The organism is Streptomyces sp. NPDC004629 (assembly GCF_042873595.1).
Lineage (GTDB): Bacteria > Actinomycetota > Actinomycetes > Streptomycetales > Streptomycetaceae > Streptomyces.
Genome location: NZ_JBIALO010000092.1, coordinates 1 through 1,494 on the forward strand (window position 1 = coordinate 1; position 1,494 = coordinate 1,494).

The window sequence follows — 1,494 nt, forward strand, 5'->3', positions numbered from 1 at the left end:
ACGGCGATGTCCCCACACCGGAACGAACGGTCAACTCCCGCCCCGGACACGGCCATCGGCTCCGACCCACCTCTTTGTGTTAGCTGCTGTAAGCGTTGTCCCGTAAATGATCTACGACGTGTCCGCTGACCTGCTTGTCTCGCCGTTACCCGGCGATGGTGAGGTTGTGCAGGCGGGCGATGCCGAGCATGGTGTGGTGGACGCCGTCGCCTTTCAGGCGGCAGTCGCGGAGGATCTTCCAGGTCTTCATGCGGGCGAAGGCGTGCTCGACGCGGGCGCGGACTTTGCGGTGGGAGGCGTTGTGCTCCTCTTTCCAGTCGGGGAGGTCGGCCTGGCCTCTCCCGCGGCGGTGCGGGATGACCAGGCCAGTGCCCCGGTAGCCGCCGTCGGCGATGACGGTGGTCTTACCGACGGCGTCCTTGGCGCCGGACAACTCCCACGCCTTGCAGTCATTGCGGTTGCCGGGTACCGGCCGGCCGACGGCGACGACGAGCCGGGTGTCGGCGTCGATGACGACCTGGTGGTTGGTGGAGTACCGATAGTTCTTCGACTGCTCGGCCACCTGATGGTCGCGGGTGGGAACCAGGGTCCCGTCCACGATCAGCACGGTGTCCTTGCGGAACCGCTTGCGCTGCTGCAGGGCGAGTGAGGGTGCGAGGTGGTCGATGATGCGGTCCGCCGCGGACTTGGACACCCCGAACAGCGGGGCCAGTTGGCGCAGGGTGAGGTTGGTCCGCCAGTACGCGGCGACCAGCAGCACGCGGCCCTCCAGCGGCAGACTCCACGGCCGGCCCTTGCGCACCGGGTCCGCACCCTCGCGCCGCAGCGCGGTCACCAGCTTGCCGAACTGACGCGGACTCAGCCCGGTGAACGGGGCTATCCAAGAGGACTCCGACGCCGTGATCACACCAGACACGACAAGATCATCTCACCTGTGACCAGCAGTTACGGGACAACGCTTAGCCTCGGGGGCCACCTACAGCACCGAGGCCGTACCGGTCGGCGAAATCCCCGCTGGAATCCTGATGGTGCAGCCTGTCATTCGCTGCGAGCACGGTTATGAGGTATCCGCATACAGCGATAGCGGCGACCTATTGGCGCGTGCCTGCCTAACTGGTTCTCAGCTCATGTTGCACATTCCCTTCCTCACTGGAATTCAGGCCGTGCGCGTGGAAGTCGAGAACATAACCGGCTGCGAGGAACACCCCCACACCTACGAGATATCCCTACTACCTGGCGAGGACAGCCCCCATGCCTAGAAAGCCACGGGTACCCTGCTCCGCTGTTCCCTGGTGTCCTGAGCTGACTACAGGTGGCCCATGTGCTGAGCACGCAAAGCAGCGGGCGGCACGGCGGATAAACCGTGGTGGCTCGTATTACGGTCGAGACTGGCGAGAGCGCAACGTCGTTCGATTAGTTGATCTTGGTCGGGTAGAGTCCCGGTCTCGTGCCGAATGATCATGTTGCTGGTGGGAGCTACGCGGAGCGGGTGCG

General features: G+C 64.7%; 1 protein-coding gene. It reads right to left on the minus strand.

Features of this window, described 5'->3' with window-relative positions:
• Window positions 1-145 precede the first annotated feature (145 nt).
• Entirely contained in the window at window positions 146-916 is a 771-nt protein-coding gene (locus ACFYTE_RS42365) for a transposase (RefSeq protein ID WP_388722666.1), read from the minus strand.
• Window positions 917-1,494 lie beyond the last annotated feature (578 nt).